This is a genomic window from Ichthyenterobacterium magnum (assembly GCF_003610635.1).
GTDB lineage: Bacteria > Bacteroidota > Bacteroidia > Flavobacteriales > Flavobacteriaceae > Ichthyenterobacterium > Ichthyenterobacterium magnum.
In genome coordinates, this window is sequence record NZ_RAQJ01000002.1 from 304,706 (window position 1) to 329,972 (window position 25,267).

Here is a 25,267-nt window from a genome sequence, read left to right on the forward strand (position 1 = left end):
GCCTAGGTTTTATTTTATTATAATACTATTTATAGTTGCAATAGAATCACAATTTTTTATAAGTAATTTAATGTCTTTGTTGTCAATTTTATTTTCAATTAGGTATGTTTTACAGCCTTCAGATTTTGTATCACTTTCAGAAAAATTCACATTTCCAGTTTTTATCAACTTAGAAATAGCAAGTGTATCCAAATTAAATGTTTTCATAGTTTTAGTAGCTGCTTCAGAATAGAAACGCTTTTTAATTGAAATATTTTTGACTGTTCTAGCATTTGGACTATAATCACAAGATGTTTTTTTTCCACTTAAAAAAAAAGCTAATAATACTAATCCTATTGAGAATCCACCCAAATAGTAACCTACACGATGTATAAATTTCACAAGTTTTGTTTTTCGTTTGCTAGAAAATTAACAAATTAAGATCACTGCAATCTAAATCAAACCAATTGGCTACAGATTTATTAGTTAAAATTCCGTGGTAAAAATACAAACCATTTTTTAAACCACGATCAAATCGTATAGCATTTTCTATACCACCATCTTCAGCAATTTTTAAAAGGTAAGGTGTAAAAATATTGCTAATAGATACTGAGGCAGAACGTGAGTACCTTGCTGGGATATTTGGCACACAATAATGAGTAACACCGTTAACCTCAAAAGTTGGTTTGTCATGATTTGTAACTTCACTAGTTTCAAAACAACCTCCCATATCTATACTTACATCAATAACAACCGATCCATTTTTCATTTGATCTACCATTGCTTCTGTAACTATAATTGGAGACCTGTTTTTTCCTCTAACTGCACCAATGGCAACATCGCAACGTTTTAGCGCTTTTATTAAGTTTTTAGGTTGGATAGTAGATGTATATATGGTTCGCCCAAGATTTGATTGTACACAGCGAAGTTTTGTAATTGAATTATCAAATATTTTTACATTAGCTCCAAGGCCAATGGCAGATCTAGCTGCAAACTCACCAACAGTACCTGCACCAATAATTACAACCTCAACAGGAGGAACACCACTTATGTTTCCAAACATAAGCCCATTTCCGCCATTGATATTAGATAGTAATTCAGAAGCTATTAAAATGGATGCTGTACCTGCTATTTCACTTAACGAACGCACTGCAGGATAGGCACCATCATCATCTTTTATAAACTCAAAAGCTAAAGCTGTGATACGTTTAGATGCTAATGCTTCAAAATATTTTTTGTGTTGCGTTTTTAATTGTAACGCAGAAATTAATAAGGTTTGAGGGTTGATGAGTTTAATTTCATCTAATGATGGTGGCTCAACTTTTAATAAAATAGGGCAGGAGAATACTTTTGCAGTGTCTTTTGTAACTTCAGCTCCAGCCTCGCTATAATTTTTGTCTTTAAAATTTGCGCCTTCACCAGCTCCAGATTCAATCATAACACGATGACCGTTTGTAACTAATGCTGATACTGCATCTGGAGTTAAACAAACACGTTTTTCTTGAAAATGTGTTTCTTTAGGTATGCCAATAAAAAGGTTGCCTTTTTGCTTTAATACTTCTAATGTTTCTTCTTGCGGAAGTAATTGTGCTTTTGTAAAAGGGGATAATGATTTGCTCATTCAAGTTTAAATTGAAAACTCAAATTACAAATAAAAAATTGATTAATTAAAATATCAATGGCAACAAATTAAAAATATTGTTTAATTGTACCCCAAACACCTTTAGGTTTAATCATAAACTCTTCTTCGAGTTCTTGCATGGTTTTATCTGCATCATTTAGCTTATTAAACATTTTTGCTCTAATTAAATAAATTGAAGGGATAACAATAGCCATTACTGGTAACAAATAAAAAAGTTGATTTGTATCGGCAAATTGCATATCATCATTTAGTATAACTATAATTTGATAAATATACATTGCAATAGGTACCAATAAAGTATGATACCACCAGTGTCTATTTGTGAAAAACCAAATAAAGATTAAAAATAAAGGAATCAATTTATTGCTAAGTGTCCAAGCTAACACATAAACACTTTCATAATATAAACTATTGTATGTGAACAAAAAAGTGTTCCAAACCTGTTCATCTGGAACACTTTCATAAAATGTAAATAAATAGGGAGTAGTAGCTATAACTATCCCTATTAAAGTACCAAAAATTATATTTTTATTTTTGTACTCAATTTTGACATCCTCCAGGAACTTTGATTCTCGATTTGTGGATTTCTGTTTTTGTTTGATCATTTAAATTGATTAAGTCAGTTGCCTGAGCTGTAAACAACATTCCGCCAAACAAAGCAATTGCTAATACTAGTTTTTTTGATTTCATAATTCAAGGGATTTAATTAATTAATACTACAAATATATATGGACAATATTATGCAAGTAGTTAATTGAGTGTTAAAAACACGTGCTTAAATCACCTTTTTGTTACGGTTTTTCCGTACTCTTTAGAAATAACGTGGCGTGACGTTGCTAATTTTTTTTACAAATTTACTATAGCTTCATAGGTTTTACTGGGTTAATACTAATTTCTGGCTCAATTTGAGGGATCTTGAGGTATCTTTATTTGCTGTAATTGTAATAACATTTACATTATCATCTAAAAGATTCTGTATTTTTTCTGGCCACTCGATGAGTAACCAATTGTTAGAATATAAGTAATCTTCAAATCCAAAATTTAAGGCTTCAGTTTCATCTTCTATTCTGTATAAATCAAAATGATAAATGCTATCATTCTCAAGTTTATACTCATTAACTATTGAAAACGTAGGACTGCTTACAATATCATTACTACCTAATGCAACTACTAAAGCTTTTATGAGTGTTGTTTTGCCAGCTCCCATATCACCATCAAGTAAAATGATTTTTGAGGTTAACGTCTCTAAAATCCTACTTGCTACTGCATCTATATCTTTAATATTATAGTTTATTTCCAAAACTTTATTCAATAATTAGCTTAACTCAGCACAATTATAGTAATAAAATATGAGAAAAACTAGAAAAAAATGTATTTCATCGGATTTTTTTGCGTTACATGGATTTATTTAGGATTCATAACTACAAACGGAATAATCATTTCTTCAAGTGAAACACCTCCATGCTGATATGTGTTTCTGTAGTAACTTACATAATGATTATAGTTGTTTGGATATGCTAAAAACGAATCACCTTTTGCAAAAATAAATGAGCTACTCATAGTAATAGCTGGTAGCTGAATAGATTTAGGATCTTTTGCTGCTAAAACATCTCTGTCTTCGTAAGTTAAACTACGCCCAGTTTTATAACGCAAGTTTAAACTAGTATCACGATCACCTATAACACGAGATGGGTTTTTAACATTAATAGTACCATGATCTGTAGTCAATATTAATTTAAAACCTAAATGTTGAGCCTGTTGTATCATTTCTAGTAATGGTGAGTTTTTAAACCAACTTACAGTTAATGAACGATACGCTTTATCGTTAGAAGCCAATTCTTTAACAACATCCATTTCGGTTTTTGAATGCGAAAGCATATCAACAAAATTATAGACAATAACATTTAAGTCGTTATTTTTAAGTGTTTTAAAGTTTTCTACAAGTTTTTTCCCGGCTTTAAGATTGGTGATTTTATGATACTCATATTTTAAGTGCTGTAAACCGAGACGTTTAAGCTGTGCTTCTAAAAATTCTGCTTCAAACATGTTTTTTCCGCCTTCATCTATGTCATTTTTCCATAGTTTTGGATGCAGTTTTTCCATGTCTAAAGGAGTTAAACCAGAAAAAATAGCATTTCTAGCATATTGTGTAGCTGTTGGTAAAATGCTATAGAAAGGTTCTTCTGATGCTTTTTTATAGTAATTGTTTACTATTGGCTCAAATGCTTTCCATTGGTCATATCTTAAATTATCTATGACTATAAATAGAGTAGGTTGTTTATCACTCAGTTCAGGAACTACTCTGTCTTTAAATAAATTATGTGATAAGGTTGGGGCATCATTTTTGTGATTAAACCAAGACGCATATTCTTTGTCAATAAATTTTCCAAATTGTAAGTTGGCTTCGTTTTTTTGGGACTCTAATATCTCTGTCATTCCAACATCTTCAATGTCTTCAAGTTGTAATTCCCAATAGATTAATTTTTGATATAAATCTGCCCATTCTTCATAGCTATTTATCATAGACAGATCCATTGCTATTTTTCTAAACTCTTGCTGGTAGTTAGATGTAGTTTTTTCAGATACGAGTCTAGAATGGTCTAAATTCTTTTTTAAGCTTAATAAAATTTGATTTGGATTTACTGGTTTAATCAGGTAATCCGCTATTTTGTTACCAATAGCTTCTTCCATAATATACTCTTCTTCACTCTTTGTAATCATAACCACAGGAAGGTTGGCACGCTTTTCCTTAATTTCGTTTAGCGTTTCTAAACCCGTAAGCCCTGGCATGTTTTCGTCTAAAAAAACAATATCAAAATTCACATCATCTATAATTTCAATAGCTTCAGTGCCACTTTGGCAAGTAGTTACTTTGTATTGTTTTTGCTCTAAAAAAATGATGTGTGGTTTTAATAAATCAATTTCATCATCAACCCAAAGAATATTTATATTGTTCATGTATATTTGTTTAAATTTATATTGAAAACTCTAAAGTTTGAAAGCAAGTAACAAACTTAAAATCTTTAACGACCCAATTTACGGATTTATTACTATTCCAAATTCGTTAATTTTTGATTTAATAGAACATAAATATTTTCAACGTTTGAGAAGAATATCTCAAATGGGTTTATCGTATCTCGTTTATCCAGGAGCTCATCACACACGTTTTCATCATGCAATGGGTTGTATGCATTTAATGCAAAAAGCTGTTAATGTGCTTCGTTTTAAGGATGTAGCAATATCTAAAGATGAAGAACAAGCTTTATATATAGCAATTTTACTACATGATATTGGTCATGGACCTTTCTCTCACGCCATGGAGCATAGCATTGTAAACGGTATTTCCCATGAGGAAATATCACTATTATTCATGAAAGAGTTGAATGAAGAATTTAACGGAAGTTTAACGCTTGCCATTAAAATTTTTAATGGAGATTATAAAAGACCATTTTTATGTCAGCTTATTTCTAGTCAATTTGATATGGATCGGGCAGACTATTTAAAGCGTGATAGTTTTTATACTGGTGTAGCCGAAGGAAATGTAAATAGTGAACGTTTAATTACAATGATTAATGTTGTAGATGATGAGTTGGTGGTAGAAGAAAAAGGAATTTACAGTGTAGAAAAATTTTTAGTCGCACGACGATTTATGTATTGGCAAGTATATTTGCATAAAACAGGTTTAGTAGCAGAGCAATTGTTAGTTCGTGTTTTGCAAAGAGCTAAAGAGTTAACAAATTCTGGAGTAAAATTATGCTGTAGTCCAGCGTTGAGTTATTTTTTAGACAATGAAATTTCTGTAAGTAATTTTGATAAAAGCACATTAGATATTTTTTCAAGACTTGATGATACAGATATTGTTGCAGCCATGAAAGAATGGCAATATCAAGACGATTTTGTAATCAGTAACCTCTGCAGTATGATTATTAATAGAGATTTACTAAAAATTAAAGTTAAAAACAAACCTATTAAAAAAGAGCTATTAAATAAGCATATTAAAAGATTAGTAGATACCTATAATATTACAAAAAAAGAGGCTGCATATTTTGTGTTTAACGATAAAATTTCTAATCAAGCCTATCAAGCAAAAACACAGCACATAAACATTCTTCAGAAAACAGGAAAGGTTGTCGATATCACTAAGGCTTCAGGGCAATTTAATATTAAAGCACTTTCAAAACCAGTAACTAAATATTATATCTGTTATCCTAAAGAAAAACTTTAACACATTTTTCATACTTTTGCGAGGATGAATTTTACAGCAGAACAAATAGCAGGAATTTTAGAAGGTGATATTGTTGGTAACCCAAACGTTGAAGTTTCTAAGCTTTCAAAAATTGAAGAAGGTACTCAAGGCTCACTAACATTTTTAGCTAACCCAAAATACACGTCTTTTATATATTCTACTAAAGCATCGATAACTATTGTAAATAAGAGTTTCGAGCCAGAAGATAGAATCGAGACTACACTTATAAAAGTAGAAGATGCCTATAAGTCATTTTCAAAACTTTTAGAATATTATAATCAAGTTAAGCTTAACAAATCTGGTATTGAAGACCCATCGTTTATTTCTAAATCTTCAAAACTTGGAGAAAATATCTACGTAGGAGCATTTACATATATTGGTAATAATGTTACAATTGGAGATAATGTAAAAATTTTTCCAAATACTTATATTGGAGATAATGTTACTATTGGCAATAATACCATTGTATTTTCTGGAGCAAAAATTTATTCAGAATGTGTTATTGGAAATCAATGTGTTATTAACTCAGGAGCAATTATAGGAGCTGATGGTTTTGGTTTTACACCAAACGAAAAAGGTGAGTATAGTAAAGTACCACAAATAGGTAATGTAATTATAGAAGACTTTGTAGATATTGGTGCTGCTACTACAATAGACAGAGCAACACTTGGGTCTACAGTAATTAGAAAAGGTGTAAAGTTAGATAACCAAATACAGATTGCACATAATGTAGAAATAGGAAAGAATACTGTAATTGCAGCTCAAACTGGTATAGCAGGATCTACCAAAATTGGTAAGAATTGTCAAATAGGAGGTCAAGTAGGTATTGTTGGGCACATAACTATAGGTGATAATGTAAAAATTCAAGCGCAATCTGGCATTGGTAGAAATGTAAAGGATAATGAAGTTTTACAAGGCTCTCCAGCTTTATCTTATGGAGATTATAATAAGTCTTATGTATACTTTAAAAACCTACCAAAGATTGCAAAAACTATAAATGATTTAGAAAAAAAAGTAAATGGCAATAATTAAAACAGACGTTAAGCAAAAAACCATTAAAAAGGAGGTTTCGTTAACTGGTGTTGGTTTACATACAGGAAAAAATGTTACACTCACGTTTTGTCCTGCTCCAGCTAATTCTGGATTTGCTTTTAAAAGAATAGATTTAGAAGGCTCTCCTGTTATTGAGGCTGATGCAAATTATGTAACTAATACACAACGAGGAACTTGTCTTGAAAAAAATGGCGTTACAATTCAAACTTCAGAGCATGTGCTTGCAGCTTTAGTAGGTTTAGATATAGATAATGCTATAATAGAACTTAATGCATCAGAACCACCAATAATGGATGGTTCTTCAAAATTCTTTGTTGAAGCTTTAGAAGAAGCAACAATTATTGAGTTAGATGATTTTAGGGAAGAATATGTTGTTTCAGATGTTATTTCATATATAGATGAAGAATCTGGTAGCGAAATATTAGTCATGCCTGCTAAAGAATACCAAGTAACGACTATGGTAGATTTTGGTACTAAAGTATTAGGAACTCAAAATGCAAACTTAAATCACATTAGTGATTTTAAAAATAGTATAGCAGACTCTAGAACTTTTAGTTTTTTACATGAAATAGAAATGCTTTTAGAACATGGTTTAATAAAAGGAGGAGACCTTAATAATGCCATCGTTTATGTTGATAAAGAATTATCACCAGAAACGATGGAAAAACTTAAAGTAGCATTTAAAAAAGATACTATTGCCATTAAACCAAATGGTATTTTAGACAACCTTACATTGCATCACCCAAACGAAGCTGCAAGACACAAACTACTAGATGTTATAGGTGATTTAGCTTTAATTAGAACAAGAATAAGAGGTAAAATTATTGCCAATAAACCTGGTCATTTTGTAAATACACAGTTTGCAAAAAAAATGTCTAAAATTATTAAAAACGAAAGAAGAAACAATGTCCCTAATGTAGATTTGAATCAAGAACCATTAATGGATGTGAATCAAATCATGGATATGTTACCTCATAGACAACCTTTTTTATTGTTAGATAAGGTTTTTGAAATTACAGACTCAGGTGTGATTGGTATGAAAAACGTGACCATGAATGAGCCATTTTTTGCAGGTCATTTTCCTGGTGCTCCTGTAATGCCAGGTGTTTTAATTGTTGAAGCAATGGCGCAAACAGGAGGAATTCTTGTGTTAAGCACTGTACCAGACCCAGAAAACTATCTAACATTTTTTATGAAGATTGATAAAGTAAAGTTTAAGAAAAAAGTTGTACCTGGAGATACTTTAATTTTTAAATGTGACCTAATAACACCAATACGTAGAGGGATTTGCCATATGCAAGGTTATGCGTATGCAAATGGTAAGCTTTGTGCCGAAGCAGAATTAATGGCGCAAATATCAAAAGTAAAATAAATACTAAGAAATGAATCAACCTTTAGCTTATGTACATCCTGGCGCAAAAATTGCTAAGAATGTAGTAATAGAACCTTTTACAACCATATATAATAATGTAACTATTGGCCAAGGCACTTGGATAGGAAGTAATGTTACTATTATGGAAGGTGCTCGAATAGGAGAAAATTGTAATATTTTTCCCGGTTCAGTGATTTCTGCTGTACCGCAAGATTTAAAATATAGAGATGAAGATACACTTACTGTAATTGGCAACAATGTTACTATACGTGAATGTGTTACTATAAACAGAGGTACAACAGACAGGATGAAAACAGTTATTGGTAACAATTGTCTTATTATGGCATATTGCCATGTAGCTCACGATTGTATTGTTGGTAACAATTGTATTTTTTCTAATAATAGCACGTTAGCAGGACACATAACAGTTGGTGATTATGTGGTTTTAGCAGGCATGACTGCAGTACATCAGTTTTGTTCTATAGGCAATCATGCCTTTGTTACTGGAGGTTCTTTAGTTCGTAAAGATGTTCCTCCGTTTGTGAAAGCAGCAAGAGAACCATTGTCGTATGTAGGGATTAACTCTGTTGGATTAAGACGAAGAGGTTTTAGTACAGAAAAAATTAGAGAAGTTCAAGATATTTATAGAATTCTTTATCAAAAAAATTATAATAACACCCAAGCATCAGATTTAATTGAAGCAGAAATGGAAGCAACTCCAGAGCGTGATGAAATCCTACAGTTTATCAAAAATTCGCATCGCGGAATAATGAAAGGATATTTTAAATCAAATTAAATTTAGACAACTAACGTCTTAACGAATAACAACTTAATAATTAAAAAATGGCAAGCACATCAGATATTAGAAACGGATTATGCATTAGATATAATCATGATATTTTTAAAATAATTGAATTTTTACACGTAAAACCTGGTAAAGGACCAGCTTTTGTAAGAACAAAACTCAAAAGTGTTACTACAGGAAAAGTTATTGATAACACATTTTCTGCTGGACATAAAATTGAAGATGTACGTGTAGAAACACATAAATTTCAATTCTTATATCATGATGGAGAGTTTTTCCATTTTATGAATACAGAAGACTATAGTCAAATACAATTATTAGAAACAGCATTAGATAGACCAGAATTAATGAAAGAAGGCGAAGTTGTAACTGTAATTATAAATACAGAAGATAATGCACCGCTTTCTGTTGAGATGCCAGCAAGTGTTATTTTAGAAGTTACGGCAACAGAGCCAGGAGTAAAAGGGAATACTGCTACAAACGCAACAAAACCAGCAACTGTAGAAACTGGAGCAACTGTAAATGTGCCTTTATTTATTAACGAAGGTGATAAAATTAAAGTTGAAACTGAAAAAGGAACTTATAAAGAACGTATTAAAGAATAAATTAAATTGAAGTTCCCTAAAACACATACATTAAAAGAGATAGCAAAAATAATCAACGTAAATTACGTTGGTGATGACAATTTTCCTGTGCTTGGTATGAATGAAATTCATGTTGTAGAACCTGGGGATATTGTCTTTGTGGATCACCCAAAATATTATGACAAAGCGCTAGATTCTGCTGCAACAATAGTGCTTATAAACAAAAAAGTTGATTGTCCAGAAGGAAAGGCACTACTAATAAGCGATGACCCTTTTAGAGATTTTAATAAATTAACACTTCATTTTAAACCATTTCAACCCTCAAGTTCAGCAATCTCAAGCTCAGCTAAGATTGGAGATAATACTACAATTCAGCCAAATTGCTTCATTGGCAATAATGTTGTTATTGGTAATAATTGTACTATTCATTCTAATGTAAATATATATGACAATACAGTTATTGGAGATAATGTAACTATTCATGCAGGAGCCGTTTTAGGAGCAAGTGCATTTTACTATAAAAACAGACCTGAAAGCTACGACCAACTGCTATCAGGAGGTAGAGTTGTAATTGAAGATAATGTAGATATAGGAGCTTTGTGTACCATTGATAAAGGTGTCACAGCAGATACTATTATTGGAGAAGGTTCTAAATTAGATAATCAAATACAAATTGGGCATGACACTGTAATAGGAAAAAAATGCTTAATTGCATCTCAAGTAGGTATAGCTGGTTGTGTTATTGTTGAAGATGAAGTTATAATTTGGGGGCAAGTTGGTATTACTAGCGGAATTACAATTGGAAAAAAAGCTGTAATTTCTGCAAAAGCAGGTGTTAGTAAATCACTTGAAGGAAATAAAAGTTATTTTGGAGTACCGGCTGATGATTTTCGAAGTAAGTACAAAGAAATAGCTGCAATCAAAAAGATTCCTGAAATTCTTGAAAAACTTAAAAATTTATAAATGACTGCAAAAGAAGTTGCCAGAGCATTTTATGATTTAGATTTAGTAAAAGATACTAACGCTATTTCTCATTTTCATCCTGAATGTGAATTACAATGGAATAGCACTAAAGGGTTTACTACTTTTAATTATAAAGGCATAAAAAATATGTTAGAAGGTGTTCAAAACTCTTTTTTATCTTTTAAATACAGGCTAAGTCACCTATTAGAAGATGACAATATAATTACTGCTAGATATACTATTTATGTAACAGCTATTGAAACACCAGATATGGAACAACCTTTGGCACATTTTATTTCTATTTGGCATGTAAAAGAAGGTAAATTATTTAAAGGTTTCGAGATTAGTCAGCAAGTAGACGAAAGTGTCTCTAGTATAAATTCTTATTCAGAAATAAAAGTATAAAAGACTTTAAAAATAGATGGCAAAAAACTATTTTTGTCACGTTTTAAAAACATAAAAAAACAAACACAAATGAGCGTTTTAGTAAATAAAGATTCAAAAATTATAGTTCAAGGTTTTACAGGTAGCGAAGGGACATTTCATGCTGGGCAAATGATTGAATACGGAACAAATGTTGTTGGAGGTGTAACTCCAGGTAAAGGAGGTCAAACACACTTAGACAAACCTGTATTTAATACTGTTGAAGATGCTGTAAAACAAGTAGGAGCAGATACTACAATCATTTTTGTACCACCTGCTTTTGCTGCTGATGCAATAATGGAAGCTGCAGATGCAGGGATTAAAGTGATTATCACAATTACTGAAGGGATTCCAGTTGCAGATATGATTAAAGCTTCAGACTATATAAAAGGAAAAGAATGTCGCTTAATTGGGCCAAATTGCCCAGGTGTTATCACTCCAGATGAAGCAAAAGTTGGTATCATGCCAGGCTTTGTATTTAAAAAAGGAAAAGTAGGTATTGTTTCAAAATCAGGAACATTAACTTATGAAGCTGCCGATCAAGTTGTAAAACAAGGTTTAGGTATAACTACAGCAATTGGTATTGGTGGAGATCCAATTATTGGGACGACAACTAAAGAAGCAGTAGAATTGTTAATCAATGACCCAGAAACAGAAGCAGTTGTTATGATAGGTGAGATTGGAGGTCAGTTAGAAGCAGATGCAGCTAATTGGTATAAAGCTAGCGGAAGCAAAAAACCAGTTGTTGGTTTTATTGCTGGCGAAACAGCGCCTGCTGGACGTACAATGGGACATGCTGGCGCAATTGTAGGAGGTAGTGATGATACTGCACAAGCAAAAAAGAAAATAATGAGAAGCTGCGGAATTCATGTTGTAGATTCACCAGCAGAAATTGGTAAAAAAATAGCTGAAGTTTTAGGCTAAAATTTTGTTAAAGTATATACAAAACTATCACGTTATCATTCCGTTGGCTGTATTTTAGTCAACGGAATTTTTTTTAACTATAATCAATCTAAAAATGAAACACTTAAAAGTACTGTTATTACTTACTGTAGTTGCTTTTTTCTACAATTGTAAAACAGAAAAAAGCACAGAATTAGCTTATGCAGTAGAATCTCATAATGATGCAAATGGCATTAGTTATGAAACTGTAGGCAATGACCCAACAGGTTTACGATTATACACTTTAGATAACGGCCTTAAAGTATATTTAAGTAAAAATAACGACGAACCAAAAATTCAAACGTATATAGCCGTAAGAGCTGGTTCAAATTATGACCCAAAAGAATCTACAGGATTAGCACACTATCTAGAACATATGGTGTTTAAAGGGACAAGTAAAATTGGTACTTTAGATTGGGAAAAAGAAAAACAACATCTAGATCAAATCTCAATTTTGTATGAACAGCATAGAGCAGAAAATAATCCAGCAAAAAAATTAGAACTTTATAAAAAAATTGATGAAGTATCTTTAGAAGCTTCAAAATACAGCGTTGCTAATGAGTATGATAAAATGACAAGCTCGCTTGGAGCAACAGGAACTAACGCTCATACTTGGTTTGAAGAAACAGTATATAAAAATAAAATCCCAGCTAATGAACTTGGTAAATGGTTAGCTTTAGAAAAAGAGCGTTTTGGAGAATTAGTCTTACGTTTGTTTCATACAGAGCTAGAAGCTGTTTTCGAAGAGTTTAACAGAGGACAAGACAATGATGGTAGAAAGCGTTATGCCGCTATGCTTAGAGGATTGTTTCCAAACCATCCATATGGTCAACAATCTACAATAGGAATTGCAGAACACTTAAAAAACCCATCTCTTGTTGATATTAATAATTACTTCAATAAATATTATGTGCCAAATAATATGGCAATGGTATTAGTTGGTGATTTAGATTTTGATGAAACCATCAATAAAGTAAATGAGACTTTTGGAAAATTAAAAAAGAAAGAAGTAATTCATCCAACACTTCCTAAAGAAGAACCAATTACGTCTCCAGTTATAAACGAAGTTTTTGGCCCAACTGCAGAAAGTATTTCTATTGCATTTAGATCTCAAGGCGTAAATACCGAAGATCAAAAACTTATGACACTTGCTGATATGATTTTAGCAAACGGTAATGCAGGTTTAATAGACTTAAACTTAAATCAAAAACAAATTGTACAAAGAGCTGGCTGTTCTCCAACATTTTTAAATGATTATGGCTACCATTCATTTAGTGGTTCACCAAAAGAAGGACAAAGTTTAGATGAAGTTAAAGATTTGTTATTGGCTCAAATTGAAAAACTTAAAAAAGGTGAGTTTGAAGATTGGATGATTGATGCTGTTGTAAACGATTTAAAATTAAGTCAAACACAACAATATGAAAACAGTACAGCTTTAGCTTCTATGTATTATAATGCATTTATACATCATGAAGATTGGGCTAACAAAGTGAAGTTTTTAGATGATTTAAAAAAGATATCAAAACAAGAATTAGTAGATTTTGCTAATCGTTTTTACAAAGACAACTATGTTGTAACATACAAACGTCAAGGCGAAGACAAATCTATTGTAAAAGTTGCAAACCCTGGTATTACTCCAGTTCATGTTAATAGAGATAAAAGCTCTCAATACATGCAAGACTTCAATAAAATTCAGTCTGAACCATTACAACCTAAATTTGTAGATTATAAAAAAGAAATCAAAGCTTCTAAACTTGATAACGGTATTGAAGTTTCTTATATAGAAAATGAGTTAAATGATTTATTTGATTTAAATATCATTTTTGATATGGGAAGTGATAATGACAAGAAATTAGGCATAGCTGTTGGCTATATGGAGTATTTAGGAACAGATAAGTATACAGCAGAAGAAATTAAAAAAGAATTCTACAAACTAGGAATTGATTACTACGTTAATTCTGGTGCCGAAAAATCTTATGTTGGTTTAAACGGTTTAAAAGAGAATCTGCCTAAAGGTTTAGAACTATTAGAACATGTATGGTCTAATGCAATTCCAAATCAAGAAGCCTATGATAGTTACGTGGACCAAATCATAAAAGGTAGACAAAACGGAAAGACACAAAAAGGGAATATTCTTTATGGTGGTTTAATGAACTATGGTAAATATGGTGAAAATTCTCGTTTGAGAAACATTATGCAAGTCAATGAATTAAAATCCATTAACCCTCAACAATTAGTTGATATGGTTAAAGATTTAAAAAACTATAAGCAGCGTATTTTTTATTACGGAAAAGATATAGATGCAGCCTTAACTGCATTAAACACAAACCATATAGTGCCAAGCGAATTGAAAAATTACTCTGAGCCTATGGTTTATAATGAAAAAGAAACTGGTGGTAATGTGTACTTTGTAGATTTTGATATGGTACAATCTGAAATGTTATTTCTTGCAAAAGGAGAACCTTTTAAAGCTGAAAACATGGCAGCTTCAACATTATTTAACACCTATTTTGGTGGTGGTTTATCATCAATTGTTTTTCAAGAGATTAGAGAATCTAAGTCATTAGCATATTCTGCATGGTCTAGCTATTCTAACGCATCTAAAAAAGACGATTCAAATTATGTAATGGCATATATTGGTACACAAGCAAATAAAATGCCTCAAGCTGTTGAAGCTATGATGGAGTTAATGACTAATATGCCAGAAGCAGAAGAGCAATTTAATGCAGCTAAAGAAGCAACGCTTAAAAAACTAGCTGCGCAACGTATTACTAAGTCTAATATATTTTGGAATTATGAACGTCTTCAAAAATTAGGAATAGATAATGATAATAGAGAAGAGATGTATAATACGATTAAAGATATGACTATGGAAGACCTTAGAAATTTCTTTAATACAAATATTAAAGGAGAAAACTATAACGTTATGGTTATAGGTAATAAAAATGATATCGACTTTAATTCATTAAACAAGCTAGGTAAAGTACAAGAAATGGACGTCGATTATCTATTTAATTACGAAAAACCTGAAGATATAAAACTATAAAATTGCATATCGCACTGTTAAAAACCTCACAAGATTTTGTGAGGTTTTTTTATTTCATGCAACTTGTAATTGCTATATTTGATGTACAACTAATCACAAATTACAGGCATGAAATTATTACAAGGAAAAACAGCAATAATAACAGGAGCTAGTCGAGGAATAGGTAAAGGAATAGCAGAAGTGTTTGCGCAACATGGTGCAAATGTAGCGTTTACATATAGCTCATCAGTAGAGGCAGCAAATCAATTAGAAAAAGAATTAAATGCTTTAGGTGTTAAAGTCAAAGGTTACCAAAGTAATGCAGCAAACTTTGATGATGCTCAAAAATTGGCAGAAGACGTTTTAGAAGAATTTGGAAGCATAGACGTGCTTGTAAATAATGCAGGAATTACAAAAGATAATTTATTGATGAGAATGGGAGAAGATGACTTTGATAAAGTAATCGAAGTTAATTTGAAGTCTGTTTTTAATATGACTAAAGCAGTACAGCGCACAATGCTTAAGCAACGAAAAGGCTCTATAATTAATATGAGTTCTGTTGTTGGTGTAAAAGGTAATGCAGGTCAAACAAATTATGCCGCATCTAAAGCAGGTATTATTGGTTTTTCTAAATCTGTAGCTTTAGAGTTAGGATCTCGTAATATTAGAAGTAATGTCATTGCACCTGGTTTTATTGAAACAGAGATGACAGCAAAGCTAGACGAAGACACAGTAAAAGGATGGCGTAATGCAATTCCTTTAAAACGTGGTGGATCACCAGAAGATATCGCTAATGCATGTGTGTTTTTAGCAAGTGACATGAGTGCTTATGTTACTGGGCAAACACTTAATGTAGATGGCGGAATGCTAACATAAATTAATGCAAACAGAAACCTTATTATATATAGTATTAGCTGGAATTATAGCGCTTTCATTAGCGCTTTTTCAGTATATATATAAATCAAAAAAGAGGTCACCAATATATATAGGGCTTACCTTTTTAAGATTTCTTACTATATTTTCGGTATTGTTATTATTAATTAATCCGAAATTTGATAAGGTTACTTATTATAACGAAAAACCAAATTTGGTTGTAGCTATCGATAATTCTGAATCTATAGCTTATCTTAATCAAGATGAAAAAGCAAAACAACTTATTGAAGCACTTAAGAATAACGATTCATTACATAAAAACTTTAATGTAGAGTTTTATTCTTTCGGAAAAGATTTAAGTACTAATGATACTTTAGCGTTTAATGAAAAGCAATCAAATATGGCATTAGTGTTTGAACGCTTATCTGATGTTTACAGCAACACCATATCGCCAACGCTTCTAATTACAGATGGTAATCAAACCTATGGGAATGATTATGAGTTTATGACTAAAAGCTATAAACAACCTATTTTTCCTATTATACTTGGAGATACAGTTAAGTATACTGATATTAAAATTCAGCAATTAAATGTAAATCGTTATGCGTATTTAAAAAATAGATTTCCAGTAGAAGTTATAACAACCTATAATGGCAATTCTAATATTAATACACAACTAAAAGTTTCATCAGGAACAACAACAGTATACTCTCAAAACTTAAGTTTTAGTAGTTCTAAAACATCAGAAATAATTAACTTCACGTTACCTGCAAATAGAGTAGGTGTAAGGAGTTATAAGGTAGAATTGATTCCGTTAACTAATGAAAAAAATACAGTAAATAATGTTAAAAATTTTGCTGTAGAAGTTATTGATCAAAAAACCAATGTGGCAATAGTCTCAGATATTTTGCATCCAGACTTAGGCGCTATAAAAAAGGCAATAGAAAGCAATGAGCAACGAAAAGCTACAATTTTAAAGCCGCTTGATTTTTTAAATAAATCAAATGAGTTTCAATTGGTTATTGTATATCAACCAACAAACAACTTTAGAGCTTTATTTTCAGAAATTAATAAATTGGGCTTAAACAAAATGGTCATTACTGGGCCAAAAACAAACTGGGCACTTTTAAATCAATTACAAAGTAATTATAATCAGGAAATTACAAATCAAACAGAAAACTATCAACCAAATTTAAATCAAAATTATGCAACATTTATAGTAGATGATTTAAATTTTGGAGATTTTCCACCATTACAATCAGAGTTTGGTGAAGTAACTTATAATAATTCTATACAAACAATTTTATTCAAAAACATAAATGGCACTCAGCTTGAAGAACCATTATTAGCTACTTTTGAAACTAACGGAAAGAAAGAAGCACTATTAGTAGGTGAAGGTATTTGGCGTTGGAGAGCACAAAGCTTCTTAAATAAAAAAACATTTAACGCATTCGACAATTTTTTCGGCAAACTTATTCAGTATTTAAGTACAAACAAAAAGAGAAGCCGTTTAAATGTTGATTATGAATCTTTTTATAACGGAAATGATAACGTAAAAATTGATGCTCAGTTTTTTAATAAAAATTATGAGTTTGATGTCAATGCAAATCTAAATATCATATTAAAAAACAAGGCAACAGATATTACAAAAACATTTCCATTTGTATTAAAAAATAATGCATACCAAGTTGATTTAAGTGGCTTAGATGCTGGAGAATATAGTTTTGCAGTAAATAATGCATCTGAAAACATTTCTAAATCTGGTAAGCTTAAAATTTTAGAATATAATGTAGAGCAACAATTTTTAAATGCTAATGTAACAAAGTTGCAACAGTTAGCTACTAACAGTAATACAAGGTCATATTTTATTGATAATGTTGACGCTCTAACAAATGATTTAATAACAGATTCTAGATTTGTAACTATTCAAAAAAGCAGTAAAAATATTGTACCTTTGATTGATTGGAAATATCTACTCGCATTAATATCACTTTGTCTAGCATTAGAGTGGTTTATTAGAAAATATAACGGATTAATTTAAACAAAAAAGCATGGAAAAATTACCAAAAATTGCATTACCTATAGTATTTGTAATTGTAGTCTTAATTATTTTATTAGCAAAATCTGCAGTAACTATAGGCTCTGGAGAAGCTGGAGTTTTATATAAAACTTTTAATAATGGAGTTGTTACAGACCAACCACCTTTAGGAGAAGGATTTCACGTTATTGCACCTTGGAACAAGGTAATTGTTTACGAAGTACGTCAACAAGAGTTATTCGAAAAAATGAAAGTATTATCATCTAACGGATTAGAAATTCAAATAGATGCTTCTGCATGGTATCAACCTGTATATAATGAATTAGGAAAACTGCATCAAAATTTAGGCGAAGGATATTTACAACGTGTAATTCAGCCTGCAATTCGAAGTGCAGCAAGAAGTGTTATTGGACGTTATACGCCAGACGATTTATATTCAACCAAACGTGATGCCATTCAAGTTGAAATTTATGAAGAAACCAAGAAAATACTTGATAAACAATACGTTCAATTAAATGAGGTGTTAGTAAGAGATGTAACTTTACCTCCAACAATTAAAGAAGCTATTGAGCGTAAATTAAAGCAAGAACAAGAGTCATTAGAATATGAATTTAGACTTGTTACGGCTGCAAAAGAAGCAGAAAAAGTAATTATTGAAGCTAAAGGTAAAGCAGATGCAAACCGTATTTTAAGTGCATCTTTAACAGATAAAATTTTGCAAGATAAAGGTATAGAAGCTACAATAAAATTATCAGAATCTCCAAATAGCAAAGTGATTGTAATTGGATCTGGAGATAGCGGAATGCCAATTATACTTGGTAATCAATAAGTAATATTAAAACAAAAGCCTTGATGTATATTCAGGGCTTTTTTATGCCTTGTTCTTATGTTTAACAAACGTTTTTATTATTTAGTTAAAGTTCAATATTTGGGCTATCGTTTTCATGGTTGGCAAAAACAGCCAAATGTTAAAACGCTACATTTAATGATTGACAGAACGTTTAAATATATTTTAGAAGACAAACGTTTTAAAACGCTTGGTGCCGGTAGAACAGATGCAATGGTTTCTGCAAATGAGTCTGCTTTTGAGTTGTTTTTATATGAAAAAATTGAAAACGAAACAGAATTTTTAGCACTCTTTAATCATAATTTGCCACAAGATATTAGGGCGTTGTCGATTGAAGAAGTTGATGAGAATTTTAATATTATACAGAGTTCGAAGGTTAAAGAATATGTGTATCTCTTTTCTCATGGTCAAAAATGTCACCCATTTTGTGCGCCAATTTTAACAACAATTAGAGAATCTTTAAATATTGAACTCATGCAGCAAGGCGCGAAGCTTTTTGAAGGCGAGCATAATTTTAAGCCTTATTGTTTTAGAGCTACAGATAATGGGCTTTATAATCGTGACGTATTGAGCTGTGAATTAACAGAGAACAATTTATTTACAGCAAATTTTTTTCCAGAAGATTCTTATATGTTAAAAGTAAAAGGCAAAGGTTTTGGTCGTAATCAAATACGGTTAATGATGGGTGTTTTAATTAAGTTGGGTAGAGGAGAAATTACACTAGAATATATTAAAATGTCATTACTACCAGAAAGTACTGAAGTTATGGATTACATTGCTCCAGCTTCAGGTCTAATTTTGAATAAAACAGAGTTTGAGTAGAATAATTTCATTTACTCATTATTGAATACTGCAACTGAAACTGTTCACTGATTTTATATTTTTAAGCGAGCAGAAGCCATTACATTTTGCCCTGCATAATTACCTTCTAAATACTTAAGGTGTCCAACAATAGCAATCATTGCAGCGTTATCTGTTGTGTATTCAAACTTTGGCACATAGGTAGTCCAACCAAATTTTTGTTCACCATCTTTTAGGGCTTGTCGTATTCCTGAGTTTGCAGAAACTCCACCACCAATGGCAATATGGTTGATGCCAGTTTGTTTTGTGGCAAGCTTTAGTTTATCAAGTAAAATACCAATAATTGTATATTGAATTGATGCACAAATATCATTCAAATTATCTTCAATAAAATTAGGATTTGCTTTTACTTCACGTTGAATAAAATATAGAATTGCTGTTTTTAAACCTGAAAAACTAAAATTTAAACCATCAACTCTTGGCTTTGTAAATTGATATGCTTTTGGGTTGCCAAGCTTTGCGCGTCTATCAATTTCTGGTCCTGCAGGATAACCAAGACCAAGAATTTTTCCGCTTTTATCAAAAGCTTCACCAACAGCATCATCAATAGTTTCGCCTATAACTTCCATATTAAAATAACTACTTACTTTAACTATTTGCGTATGACCTCCAGAAATGGTCATCGCTAAAAAAGGAAAAGGAGGTTTTGTAAATTCAGGTTCTTCAATAAAATGTGCCAAAATATGCGCTTGCATATGATTAACATCGATTAAAGGAATTTGCAACCCATATGCTAAAGATTTTGCAAAAGAAGTACCAACTAATAGAGAGCCCATTAAACCAGGACCACGAGTAAATGCAATGGCGTTTAATTGTGACTTATCTACATTTGCTTTCTTAAGCGCTTGATGCACAACTGGAACTATGTTTTGTTGATGTGCTCTAGAAGCTAATTCTGGAACAACACCACCATATTCTGAGTGGATGTTTTGATTAGCTACAATGTTGCTTAATATTTTTCCGTTAAGCATTACAGCAGCCGCAGTATCATCGCATGAAGACTCAATAGCAAGAATATATATATTTTGTGAACTCATTAGTAAAAATTAGGCACAATAATTGTTAATTTTGGGTTCAAAGTTATAACTTTAAAACGTATCAAAAAATTCTTAAAAATAGTATCCAAAATTCTAGCAATTCTTTTGCTATTATTCATCATTTTGGTGCTTATCTTTTCTATTCCTGCTGTCCAAACTAAAGTTGGAAAATATTTCACGAAACAAATTAATGATGATTTCGGTACAAATATTAACATTGGTAAGGTTGGTTTACAATTTAATGGTGATGTTGAGCTTAAAGAGATTTATATAGCAGATTATAAAAATGATACTTTAATTAATATTGCAGAGCTTAATACTTCAATAATAAATGCCAAAACATTATACAACGGTAATTTAGCTTTTGGTGATATTGATATTATAGATTTAACACTAAATATTAAAACGTATCAAGGAGAAGAAGATACCAACCTAGATGTTTTTGTTGCGCGATTTGATGAAGATAACCCAAGAACAGAGCGTAGTAGTTTTTTGTTGTCGTCTAGTGATGTGTCTATTTATGATGGTACATTTAGACTTATAGACGAAAATAAAGAAATTCATAAAATTTTAGAATTTAAAGATCTAAACATTAACGCTACTAATTTTTTAATAAATGGTCCTGACGTTAGTGCAAGAATAAACACACTAGCTTTTATAGACAGTAGAGGCTTGGCAATAAAAAATATGGTTACAGATTTTGACTATACTTTAGACCATATGAGTTTTAATAATTTGGATATTAAAACTGAAAACTCAAATTTAAAAGGAAACCTTAGATTTAATTATAGTCGTGAAGATTTTGCAAATTTTGAAGACAAAGTACAAGTTGTTGCAAGCTTTAAAGATTCGAGTGTATTATTAGATGAGCTCAATACATTTTACAATGAGTTTGGAACTAATCAAAAAGCAAATTTTAGTGTCGATCTTTCAGGAACATTAAATAATTTAAATGCCAAAAATCTAGATTTAAAAACAAGTTCTAGAACAAAAATTGTTGGCGACATTATTTTTAAAAACCTGTTTAATAGTGAAGATGATAATTTCTCTATGGACGGAAAATTTAAAAACCTTAGTTCAAACTATTATGATTTAAGAGCCTTGTTGCCAAATATTCTAGGAGAATCAATCCCTACAGTATTCTCAAAACTAGGCAATTTTACCATTCGAGGAAATTCATTTGTAACATCTTCTACAATAGATGCAGACATAACTATTAATACAGAATTAGGCTTAATAACATCAAATATGAAAATGACTCATGTTGATGATATTGATAATGCAAATTATATTGGCAATGTGGTTTTCGATGAGTTTGATTTAGGTTTGTTGCTAAACGACCCTAAAGTTAAAATGACCTCTTTTAATTTAGATGTAGATGGTAAAGGCTTTACAGTAGATAATCTTAGCACAAATGTAAAAGGCCAAGTGTTTGGATTAGACTACAATGGATACAATTATAAAGACGTAGATATTTCTGGAAAACTTGGTAATAATATTTTTAATGGAGTTTTAGAATCTAATGATGAAAACCTTAAACTAAAGTTTAACGGCCTTGCAGATTTATCTAAAGATGTAAAAGCATTTGATTTTACTGCAGATGTAAAATACGCAAATTTAAAAGTTCTAAACTTTGTTACTAAAGATAGCACATCAGTATTTAAGGGTAATGTTGCTATGTCTATGAAAGGCTCCAGTGTTGATGATGCCTTTGGTGAAATTAAATTTAAAAACACAACTTATATTAACCAGAATGACAGCTATTATTTTGAAGATTTTGCAGTAAAATCAAAATTCGAAAACGATAAACGTATTATAGATATTAACTCTCCAGATATCATTAAAGGAAGAATGAGTGGTAATTTTAAGTTTAAGGATATCGTTAAACTTGTAGAAAACTCAGTAGGTAGTATTTACACAAACTATATCCCTAATGAAATTGGCGATAATCAATATGTAGATTTTAACTTTAAAATTTATAATAAAATAGTAGAAGCTTTTTATCATGATTTACAACTAGCAGCAAATACAACAATAAAAGGAAGAATCGAAAGTGATGAGAAAAAATTTAAAGTAGATTTTAAATCACCTCAAATAAAATTGTTAGATAATTTTGCTAATGCTATTTCAATTAAAATTGATAATAGTAACCCACTTTTTAATACATATATAGAAGTAGATTCAATAGGAACAAAATACTACGATGTTTCAAAATTTAATTTAATCAACGTAACACTAAGAGATACTTTATTTATAAAGTCTGAATTTAAAGGAGGTAAAGGCAATACTGATGATTTCGATTTAAGCATGTATTATACTATAGATGAAAATAATAAATCAGTAGTTGGCTTTAGAAAATCTGATGTAAAATTTAAAGGAAACGATTGGGTAATTAATGATAAAAAGGACAACCTAAATAAGATAACTTTCGATAGAGATTTTAAAACATTCAATATCAATAAGATAATTATGAATCATTATGATGAAGCTATAGATTTGGCTGGTAATATTGTAGATTCAAACACTAAAGATTTAGAATTAAATTTCACCAATGTCGATTTAACAAAAATCACACCCAGAATAGATAGTTTAAGTTTAGCAGGTAATATAAACGGAAAACTGAAAGTCTTACAACAAGAAGGTGTGTATTTACCAAAATCTAATATTGTAGTTAATGATCTAAAGGCTAATGATTTTGAGTTAGGCGATTTAAAAGCAAATATTGCAGGAAATAAATCGCTAACAAGTTATAATCTAGATATACAATTAGAAAACGACAACCTAAAATCCCTAGTTGCAAAAGGAGATATAGATGTTAATGGTAAAAATTCTAGTATAGATGTAGATGTTACTTTCGATGAATTTTTATTAGATCCATTAAATCCATTTGGAGAAGGTGTTATCACTAATATAAGAGGTTTGGTTACAGGTTATGCAAATGTTTCTGGTAAACTTAGTAAACCGCAAATAGATGGCAATTTAGTTTTAGACAATGCAGGCATAACCATACCTTATTTAAATGTAGATTATAGTTTTGATTTTGATTCAAAAGTAAAATTACAAAAACAAGAATTTGTATTTCAAAATGTTGAGATTACCGATTCAAAATATTTTTCTAAAGCTAATTTAAATGGGTTTATATCTCATCAAAATTTTTCAGATTGGATCTTAGGTTTGGTATTAGATACAGATAGACTTCTTGTTTTAGATACAGACGACTCAGAAGATGCACTATATTACGGAACTGGTTTTGTTGAAGGTGAAGCAGAAATAAAAGGACCAACAGACGAATTAAAAATTGTATTTAATGGTAGTACAGAAGAAGGAACAATCTTTAAAATTCCATTGAATGATTATGAAACCTATGGTGACAACTCATACATACACTTTTTAAGTCCAGAAGAAAAAGAAGCACGACTGAGAGGAGAAATTGTTAGAGACACAAATCTTAAAGGTTTAGAATTAGAATTTAATTTATTTGTTAATCCCTATGCAGATATAGAAATTGTAATAGACAGACAATCAGGCAGCACTATACAAGGAAAAGGAAATGGGAATTTATCATTTCAAATAAATACAAATGATAAGTTTAGAATGTGGGGCGATTTTTCAATTACTCAAGGCGTTTATAATTTTGCTTACGGAGGCTTAATTCAGAAAAAACTTGAAGTAGAAGAAGGTGGTAAAATTGAATGGGAAGGAGATCCGCTAAAAGCACAAATAGATTTAAAAGCTATTTATAAAACAGAAGCAAATCCCTCAGTTTTACTAGATAATCCAATAAATAGGAGTATTCCTGTTGAAGTTGAAATTAATCTTTTTGGTCAATTAGAACAGCCAGAATCTGAGTTTACGTTTAACTTTCCAAGCGTTAGTTCTAGTATTAAATCTGAGTTAGATTATCGATTAGAAACTAAAGAAAGTCGCTTTACACAAGGTACGTTCTTACTTGCAACTGGTTCTTTTCAAAATGCAATAGGATTTGGTCAGCAAGCTTATGGTACAGTTTCAGACAAAGTAAACGCGCTTATCAATAGTTTAATAACAAATGACGATGGTAAAATTCAGCTTGGCGTTGATTATAGTGTAGGAGAAGTAACCACAGATTATCAAACCGATGATAGATTAGGACTTACCTTAAGCACAAGAATAAGTGATAGAGTTTTAATTAATGGTAAAGTTGGTGTGCCTATTGGAGGCGCAAGTGAAACTGTTATTGCTGGTGATGTACAAATAGATGTTTTATTAAATGAAGAAGGAACATTGACTGCTAAATTTTTTAATAGAGAAAATAACATTAGAAATTTTGGTGAAGAAATTGGTTATACACAAGGCTTAGGTTTATCTTATAATGTGGAGTTTGATAATTTTAAAGAACTTTTTCAAATCATCTTTTCAGGAAAAAATAAGAAGAAAGAAAAAAAACCAGAAAAAGAAGAAGAACAAACTAAAGATGAGAACTTCCCAGATTTCATAAATGTGAAATCAAAACCAAAAAAAAAGAACAAATAATTGGTTTGAAATTTATCAAATCTCTGCTTTTTTATTAACGAAAACATCAGAGTTTTACTACTGTT

General features: G+C 30.8%; 20 protein-coding genes. 14 read left to right on the forward strand and 6 right to left on the reverse strand.

Annotation, left to right across the window (positions count from 1 at the left end):
* Window positions 1-9: 9 nt before the first annotated feature.
* The 5 genes from BXY80_RS07420 to porX all read right to left on the reverse strand — a co-directional run bounded on the left by BXY80_RS07420 (window position 10) and on the right by porX (window position 4,579).
* Entirely contained in the window at window positions 10-381 is a 372-nt protein-coding gene (locus BXY80_RS07420; RefSeq protein ID WP_120200632.1) for a hypothetical protein, read from the reverse strand.
* 19 nt (window positions 382-400) lie between these two features.
* Window positions 401-1,600 carry an alanine dehydrogenase gene (locus tag BXY80_RS07425; RefSeq protein ID WP_120200633.1) on the reverse strand — a complete coding sequence of 400 codons (1,200 nt, stop codon included), beginning with the start codon at window positions 1,598-1,600 and terminating at the stop codon, window positions 401-403.
* A 68-nt stretch (window positions 1,601-1,668) separates the two neighbouring features.
* A complete protein-coding gene (locus BXY80_RS07430) occupies window positions 1,669-2,226 on the reverse strand; it encodes a hypothetical protein (protein WP_245977205.1) in 558 nt (185 codons plus the stop codon).
* Window positions 2,227-2,495: 269 nt separating this feature from the next.
* Window positions 2,496-2,921, reverse strand: a complete 426-nt coding sequence (tsaE, locus tag BXY80_RS07435) for a tRNA (adenosine(37)-N6)-threonylcarbamoyltransferase complex ATPase subunit type 1 TsaE (RefSeq protein ID WP_120200845.1) — start codon at window positions 2,919-2,921, stop codon at window positions 2,496-2,498.
* Window positions 2,922-3,025: 104 nt separating this feature from the next.
* Window positions 3,026-4,579 carry a T9SS response regulator signal transducer PorX gene (gene porX, locus BXY80_RS07440; protein ID WP_120200634.1) on the reverse strand — a complete coding sequence of 518 codons (1,554 nt, stop codon included), beginning with the start codon at window positions 4,577-4,579 and terminating at the stop codon, window positions 3,026-3,028.
* A gap of 37 nt (window positions 4,580-4,616) precedes the next feature.
* Here porX and BXY80_RS07445 point away from each other — a divergent pair, with 37 nt between their 5' ends.
* From BXY80_RS07445 to BXY80_RS07505, 13 genes are all read left to right on the forward strand, one after another.
* The gene (locus BXY80_RS07445) at window positions 4,617-5,846 is read left to right on the forward strand and encodes an HD domain-containing protein (RefSeq protein ID WP_120200635.1); all 1,230 of its coding nucleotides are present in this window, start codon (window positions 4,617-4,619) and stop codon (window positions 5,844-5,846) included.
* 24 nt (window positions 5,847-5,870) lie between these two features.
* Window positions 5,871-6,899, forward strand: coding sequence for a UDP-3-O-(3-hydroxymyristoyl)glucosamine N-acyltransferase (gene lpxD / locus BXY80_RS07450; protein ID WP_120200636.1), 1,029 nt, complete (start codon window positions 5,871-5,873; stop codon window positions 6,897-6,899).
* A complete protein-coding gene (locus BXY80_RS07455) occupies window positions 6,886-8,292 on the forward strand; it encodes a bifunctional UDP-3-O-[3-hydroxymyristoyl] N-acetylglucosamine deacetylase/3-hydroxyacyl-ACP dehydratase (protein ID WP_120200637.1) in 1,407 nt (468 codons plus the stop codon). The genes lpxD and BXY80_RS07455 overlap by 14 nt, the downstream gene beginning before the upstream one ends.
* Window positions 8,293-8,302: 10 nt before the next feature.
* Window positions 8,303-9,088, forward strand: a complete 786-nt coding sequence (gene lpxA, locus BXY80_RS07460) for an acyl-ACP--UDP-N-acetylglucosamine O-acyltransferase (protein WP_120200638.1) — start codon at window positions 8,303-8,305, stop codon at window positions 9,086-9,088.
* Window positions 9,089-9,135: 47 nt separating this feature from the next.
* Window positions 9,136-9,702 carry an elongation factor P gene (efp, locus tag BXY80_RS07465; RefSeq protein ID WP_120200639.1) on the forward strand — a complete coding sequence of 189 codons (567 nt, stop codon included), beginning with the start codon at window positions 9,136-9,138 and terminating at the stop codon, window positions 9,700-9,702.
* A gap of 6 nt (window positions 9,703-9,708) precedes the next feature.
* Window positions 9,709-10,644 carry a UDP-3-O-(3-hydroxymyristoyl)glucosamine N-acyltransferase gene (locus BXY80_RS07470; protein WP_120200640.1) on the forward strand — a complete coding sequence of 312 codons (936 nt, stop codon included), beginning with the start codon at window positions 9,709-9,711 and terminating at the stop codon, window positions 10,642-10,644.
* A complete protein-coding gene (locus BXY80_RS07475; protein WP_120200641.1) occupies window positions 10,645-11,049 on the forward strand; it encodes a nuclear transport factor 2 family protein in 405 nt (134 codons plus the stop codon).
* A 69-nt stretch (window positions 11,050-11,118) separates the two neighbouring features.
* On the forward strand, window positions 11,119-11,991 hold the full coding sequence (gene sucD, locus BXY80_RS07480; protein ID WP_120200642.1) for a succinate--CoA ligase subunit alpha: 873 nt from the start codon (window positions 11,119-11,121) through the stop codon (window positions 11,989-11,991).
* Between the two features lie 94 nt (window positions 11,992-12,085).
* Complete coding sequence (locus BXY80_RS07485) at window positions 12,086-15,055, forward strand: M16 family metallopeptidase (RefSeq protein ID WP_120200643.1); 2,970 nt, start codon at window positions 12,086-12,088, stop codon at window positions 15,053-15,055.
* 108 nt (window positions 15,056-15,163) lie between these two features.
* Window positions 15,164-15,910 (forward strand): 3-oxoacyl-[acyl-carrier-protein] reductase, encoded by a 747-nt coding sequence (fabG, locus tag BXY80_RS07490; protein WP_120200644.1) that lies wholly within the window; start codon window positions 15,164-15,166, stop codon window positions 15,908-15,910.
* A gap of 4 nt (window positions 15,911-15,914) precedes the next feature.
* On the forward strand, window positions 15,915-17,948 hold the full coding sequence (locus BXY80_RS13920; RefSeq protein WP_162843285.1) for a VWA domain-containing protein: 2,034 nt from the start codon (window positions 15,915-15,917) through the stop codon (window positions 17,946-17,948).
* A 10-nt stretch (window positions 17,949-17,958) separates the two neighbouring features.
* On the forward strand, window positions 17,959-18,774 hold the full coding sequence (locus BXY80_RS07500) for a prohibitin family protein (protein ID WP_120200645.1): 816 nt from the start codon (window positions 17,959-17,961) through the stop codon (window positions 18,772-18,774).
* Between the two features lie 57 nt (window positions 18,775-18,831).
* Window positions 18,832-19,614, forward strand: coding sequence for a tRNA pseudouridine synthase A (locus tag BXY80_RS07505; RefSeq protein ID WP_120200646.1), 783 nt, complete (start codon window positions 18,832-18,834; stop codon window positions 19,612-19,614).
* Between the two features lie 53 nt (window positions 19,615-19,667).
* On the opposite strand, the gene tsaD is transcribed toward BXY80_RS07505, so the two are convergent.
* On the reverse strand, window positions 19,668-20,690 hold the full coding sequence (gene tsaD / locus BXY80_RS07510) for a tRNA (adenosine(37)-N6)-threonylcarbamoyltransferase complex transferase subunit TsaD (protein WP_120200647.1): 1,023 nt from the start codon (window positions 20,688-20,690) through the stop codon (window positions 19,668-19,670).
* Between the two features lie 105 nt (window positions 20,691-20,795).
* Between tsaD and BXY80_RS07515 the strand changes: the two genes are divergently transcribed.
* Window positions 20,796-25,202 (forward strand): translocation/assembly module TamB domain-containing protein, encoded by a 4,407-nt coding sequence (locus tag BXY80_RS07515; RefSeq protein ID WP_120200648.1) that lies wholly within the window; start codon window positions 20,796-20,798, stop codon window positions 25,200-25,202.
* Window positions 25,203-25,267: the final 65 nt, after the last annotated feature.

Bases quoted from the DNA above. Each gene is read 5' to 3' on its own strand.
- tsaD (WP_120200647.1), bottom strand. From the start codon at position 20,690: ATGAGTTCACAAAATATATATATTCTTGCTATTGAGTCTTCATGCGAT.
- BXY80_RS07455 (WP_120200637.1), top strand. From the start codon at position 6,886: ATGGCAATAATTAAAACAGACGTTAAGCAAAAAACCATTAAAAAGGAG.
- sucD (WP_120200642.1), top strand. From the start codon at position 11,119: ATGAGCGTTTTAGTAAATAAAGATTCAAAAATTATAGTTCAAGGTTTT.
- BXY80_RS07430 (WP_245977205.1), bottom strand. From the start codon at position 2,226: ATGATCAAACAAAAACAGAAATCCACAAATCGAGAATCAAAGTTCCTG.
- BXY80_RS07505 (WP_120200646.1), top strand. From the start codon at position 18,832: ATGTTTAACAAACGTTTTTATTATTTAGTTAAAGTTCAATATTTGGGC.
- porX (WP_120200634.1), bottom strand. From the start codon at position 4,579: ATGAACAATATAAATATTCTTTGGGTTGATGATGAAATTGATTTATTA.
- BXY80_RS13920 (WP_162843285.1), top strand. From the start codon at position 15,915: ATGCAAACAGAAACCTTATTATATATAGTATTAGCTGGAATTATAGCG.
- BXY80_RS07485 (WP_120200643.1), top strand. From the start codon at position 12,086: ATGAAACACTTAAAAGTACTGTTATTACTTACTGTAGTTGCTTTTTTC.
- BXY80_RS07475 (WP_120200641.1), top strand. From the start codon at position 10,645: ATGACTGCAAAAGAAGTTGCCAGAGCATTTTATGATTTAGATTTAGTA.
- lpxA (WP_120200638.1), top strand. From the start codon at position 8,303: ATGAATCAACCTTTAGCTTATGTACATCCTGGCGCAAAAATTGCTAAG.
- BXY80_RS07425 (WP_120200633.1), bottom strand. From the start codon at position 1,600: ATGAGCAAATCATTATCCCCTTTTACAAAAGCACAATTACTTCCGCAA.
- fabG (WP_120200644.1), top strand. From the start codon at position 15,164: ATGAAATTATTACAAGGAAAAACAGCAATAATAACAGGAGCTAGTCGA.
- lpxD (WP_120200636.1), top strand. From the start codon at position 5,871: ATGAATTTTACAGCAGAACAAATAGCAGGAATTTTAGAAGGTGATATT.
- efp (WP_120200639.1), top strand. From the start codon at position 9,136: ATGGCAAGCACATCAGATATTAGAAACGGATTATGCATTAGATATAAT.
- BXY80_RS07500 (WP_120200645.1), top strand. From the start codon at position 17,959: ATGGAAAAATTACCAAAAATTGCATTACCTATAGTATTTGTAATTGTA.